This is a genomic window from Mesorhizobium sp. M7A.F.Ca.CA.004.12.1.1, assembly GCF_003997835.1.
GTDB lineage: Bacteria > Pseudomonadota > Alphaproteobacteria > Rhizobiales > Rhizobiaceae > Mesorhizobium.
The window spans coordinates 1-3983 of the sequence record NZ_RZRK01000576.1 but is presented as its reverse complement, the minus strand read 5'-3'; the positions used below and the strand labels follow the sequence as shown (position 1 = coordinate 3983).

The following is a 3983-nucleotide window of genomic DNA, read 5'->3' as shown; positions in this document are numbered from 1 at the left end:
GGATGCACATGTGCTTGGGCGTGTAGAGCACCGTTTGCAAGCCGCCGCGGCTGGCATCCTTGAACGCTTCGACCAGGAGCCGTTCCGAAGCCTTCAGCGGCTTGGTGCGCATCTGGATGGTCCAGTAGCTGTCGGCATACTCGACGAACGCCATGGCGCGCGTGCCGGAGCGCGAAACCGAGACCGATTCCACCAGCTGCGGATAGGCATGCTGGAAGCCGACGGCGGGCAGGGCAATCGCCGTCATCGCATCAGCCCCGTCGTCTTGGCCTCACGGATGGCCTTCACCACACGCGGGGTGAATTCCTTTTCGAATTTCTTCAGCGCGGCCGTCACCTGCTCGCCCGAATCGCCCTGACCGCCGTCCTGCATCTGGATGACAGGCGCAAAGCTAAGACTGATTGCTTGGCTGACGCCTGCGCCAGCAATCGACGGCAGCTTCGGAACGCTTGGAAGGATGGTGCCCGACTGGTGGGGCACAAACAGCTCAGGTCGCTTCTCTCCAACGATGTAGGGCTTCCCAGCGGTAACCGGCCCTCCCTTGGCTCGAAGACCGAGGGCGGAGATGATGCCAGGATCACTTCCCCCGCCGCCACCAAGGCCGATGGCGCCCAGAAGGCCGCCGAGCAAGCCGCCGCTGCCGCCGCTGGCGCTGTTCGCCTGCAGGATTGCATCAATCAAATCTTCCTCGATCTTGTCGATGATCTTGTCCAAGGCATTTAGGGCAACATTGGCCAGATCGTCCCAACCGAGCTTTCCGTCATCGAGCGCCGAGCGCAGATCGCCGAACACTCCCTTTAGAACGTCCCTCTGTAGGTCTTGAGCTTCCTGCGCCTTGCGGAGTTTATCGGCTTGGTCAGCATAGGCTTCGGAGACGTCGTCAATCGCCTTGATTTGGCTAGGCGACAATTTCGCATTTTGCCAGTCCTGGTCTCCCTTGCGGCGAGCCTCCTCACGGACCTGCTTCAGGGCCTCTTGTTCGAGGTCCAACGCGACTTTGCGCTTTTCCTGTTCTTTGAACGTGAGACCTAGAGCGCTCTGTTCTTCAAGCAGTGCGGCGGTTCGGTCCTTCACGGACTGAATGTCTTCGTCGAAACGGTCGTCTGCTGTTTTGCGGGTGCTGCCTTTCGTCGGCGTCGGCGTGGCGCCGCTTCCGTTTCCGAAGCCGTTGGGCTTGCCGGCCGCGATCTTGTTTATTTTGGCAACCTGGGCGTCAAGCTTGTCGGCAGCAGCGCCGAAGACATTAAGGCGTTGTTCGGCGTCAGCGATGTCGTATTTGAACGGTGTGAACTCCATGCCCGTGTACTGCTTGAACGTATTGTTCCTTTGAACGGCGGCGTCAAAGTCTGCCTGCGCCGCCTGCTCCGAAGCATGGGCGGCTTCCGCCTGGGTGGCTATCAGTTGCCGCAATGCAGTGATCTGGTCATAGGTCGCGTCGGTCGCGCCCTTCAGCGCTCTCTCATTGGTGGCGATCGCGTCATTTAGGTTTGAGGCCGAGCCTTTTGCGCTGCCCTGGCTTTCATAAAGTAGGAACAGCGCAGCGGCGGCGGCGCCGGCAACGAGACCAAGGGGGCCGAGAGCGGCCGTGAATGTGCCTGCAACGAGTGTTCCGGCGCGCATGGCGGTGAGGAAGGCTCCCAAGGCAACGACCGCGTTGCCAAGCCCAGCCACCATCCCGAGGATCGCGCGACCCGTCAAAGCTCCAATAATGATTGTCGCGAGCTCGACAACGACGTCGGCAACGCCCTTGAAGTTTGTGGCGAGATATTGAAGCGCGGCAACAAGGTCTCGGCTGGCGCCGGCGGAAGCATCCGCGTTTCCGATATAGGCTAGGAATTCATTGTTCACCTGGCCGATGGCGTCGGCGATCGTCGCGTTCGTGACCTTGAACTGCGCCTCGATCGGCTTCTGTGCAGCTAGGATCGCATGGAAAATCCGGTCCGAAGTGATCTTACCTTCCGCGCCAAGAGCCTTCAGCCCGCCGACTGTCGTCTTGAACTCTGTGGCAATCGCTTGCGCTAAGATCGGTGCGTTCTCACGCAGAGACCGCAGCTCGTCACCCTGCAGAACGCCGGAACCCAGCGCCTGACCAAGCTGTAGAATGCCGGCCGCTTGCTCGTTCGCCGACGCTCCACCAGCCTTGAAGGCCTTGGACACGATGTTCGTGACATCGGCGATCTCCTGCTCTGACTTGGCAACACCAGACGCCGAGCGGATAAGCTTCGCGTAAAGGTCGACGTAAGTCTCGAGATCGGTGCGCGCGTCGTTGGCCCCGGCCTTCAGTTCATTGAGCGATCGTGCCGAGACGCCAGCCGATGTTGCTGCGGCGCGGATCTTGTTCCCTGCCGCCGTCCATGCGTCCGCATATTGAGCAATCTCCCTAACGCCAAGTGCAGTGCCGATGCCGGACAGCGGCGCCAGAAGACCTTGGGCAGCGCTCTTCCCGATGCTGTTCAGACGGCTGTCAAATTGACGGGCGCGCCGTTCGATAGCATTAAATTGCGAATTGCTGATCCCGTTCGCGCGGGCGAGGCCCTTTTCGAAGGCCTTGAAATCGGCCGAAAGCTGGACAACCAGCTTTTCGAGGTCAGTTGCTGGCATAGAAGTGGCCAGCTTCTTGGGAGGATCGCATGTTTTCTACCTTGCTCGTGATTGCCGGTCTGACATCAACGCTGACGCCGCAGCAGGCTGACCGATGGATGGGCGCTTACCTTCACTCGATGAAGCTGCACTACGCTTGCCGTGGACACGGGAGCACGTATAGGACAGCGAAAAATATGGCCCTCCGCCAAGTCCAACTGCTGGACCTATATGGACCAAGTGGCCGGTTCACGGTTCGCGATGTCACCAACCTCGATCGCGACCTCCAGGCCGGAAAGGTCACGCTCGACGCGTCCATCAATCTAAAGGATTGCGAGAACCTTTTGCTTGAAGACAAAGCTGACCTTGAGGCATTAGGCGACGGAAAATAGCCGCTCGACCGGCAACAGCGCCACTGGGTTGAACGGCACCTTCGGCTGAAGCCCGATGATAGGTGCGGCGTCCGCGGTCAGCCAGTCCCACAACGCGTCCTTGTCGGCCTCGGAAAGCTGCCTGTCTGACCCTGATTGCGACTTCCGGAAGCCCTCGACGACCGCATGGAATTGCCAGATGCTCATGCCGTTCACCTGTTGCGGTGAATAGCCCATGACTTGGCCGTAGCCGTATAGGACTTCAAAGCGGACCTTCCCGTTTGGCAGATCGTCTAGGGTGACGCCCTCATCCTCTTGGCTTTTTTTTTTAGGCTCGCCTGCCTCGTCGGGAGCGCCCATGCACGCCGCCATCAATATGGCCTGCGCGATCGGCAGGTTTTCCGCCGGCGGGCGGTCCTCGACATAGGATCGAACCAGCGTCAGAGCCTTCGCTGGCTCCATGCCGCCGCCAATCAGACCCAGCCGTATCACGTTCGAAATGTCGGTGGTTCTGCAGGTTCGATCCATGAGACGACCGAGCACCACGAACGGACCGGCATCGGTCTTTTCCTGAAGCTCGGCGAATTCGCCCCAGCCGACGCGGAAGGGATAGGTCCCATCCGCGAAGTCCAGCGTCACCCTGGCGTCGCGGCTCATTTACGGGGTCACCACGCGAACCAGCTCACCGTCGCTCGACATCTCGACGTTGTTGGTCACCCGACCGTTCTTGGACGGGTTACCCATGGTCACGGTTCCGACATGCATGAAACCGGTCCACGTGATGGTTTTCGCAGGGAATTCCATCTCCACTTTCACCGGGATGCTGTCGGGGTTCTCCCAGGCATCGAGCCACGTCTCAACGGATTCGTTGGCGAGAATGCCTTCGCCACTGATCGTCACCGATAGGCTGGTGGCGTCGCGTCCGAGCCAAGCCACCTTGTCGGGGTCGACACAATCCGGGAGGCTGAATTCCTCCAGAGCCTTGGTCAGCGTCATCGACTTGGAAAGAAAGCCGCACGGCGCGGTGTAGAC

At 60.1% G+C, this 3983-nt stretch carries 4 protein-coding genes and 1 pseudogene; 1 reads left to right on the top strand and 4 read right to left on the bottom strand.

From position 1 onward, the window contains the following. Positions 1 to 247: pseudogene (locus EN984_RS25360) on the bottom strand (hypothetical protein); the annotation flags it as partial. After that, positions 244 to 2601, bottom strand: a complete 2358-nt coding sequence (locus EN984_RS25355; RefSeq protein ID WP_127266607.1) for a tape measure protein — start codon at positions 2599 to 2601, stop codon at positions 244 to 246. The gene EN984_RS25355 and the pseudogene EN984_RS25360, both read right to left, overlap by 4 nt. Positions 2602 to 2630: 29 nt before the next feature. On the opposite strand from EN984_RS25355, the gene EN984_RS25350 reads away from it, so the two are divergent. Continuing rightward, positions 2631 to 2972 (top strand): hypothetical protein, encoded by a 342-nt coding sequence (locus tag EN984_RS25350; RefSeq protein ID WP_127266608.1) that lies wholly within the window; start codon positions 2631 to 2633, stop codon positions 2970 to 2972. On the opposite strand, the gene EN984_RS25345 is transcribed toward EN984_RS25350, so the two are convergent. Both EN984_RS25345 and EN984_RS25340 read right to left on the bottom strand, forming a co-directional pair. Continuing rightward, positions 2955 to 3608: a gene transfer agent family protein gene (locus tag EN984_RS25345; protein WP_127266609.1), complete on the bottom strand. Its 654-nt coding sequence runs from the start codon at positions 3606 to 3608 to the stop codon at positions 2955 to 2957. The genes EN984_RS25350 and EN984_RS25345 overlap by 18 nt on opposite strands. Next, on the bottom strand, positions 3609 to 3983 hold a 375-nt coding region (locus tag EN984_RS25340), incomplete at its 5' end, for a phage tail tube protein (protein WP_127384028.1). It abuts the gene before it with no gap.

Bases quoted from the DNA above. Each gene is read 5' to 3' on its own strand.
- EN984_RS25355 (WP_127266607.1), bottom strand. From the start codon at position 2,601: ATGCCAGCAACTGACCTCGAAAAGCTGGTTGTCCAGCTTTCGGCCGAT.
- EN984_RS25350 (WP_127266608.1), top strand. From the start codon at position 2,631: ATGTTTTCTACCTTGCTCGTGATTGCCGGTCTGACATCAACGCTGACG.
- EN984_RS25345 (WP_127266609.1), bottom strand. From the start codon at position 3,608: ATGAGCCGCGACGCCAGGGTGACGCTGGACTTCGCGGATGGGACCTAT.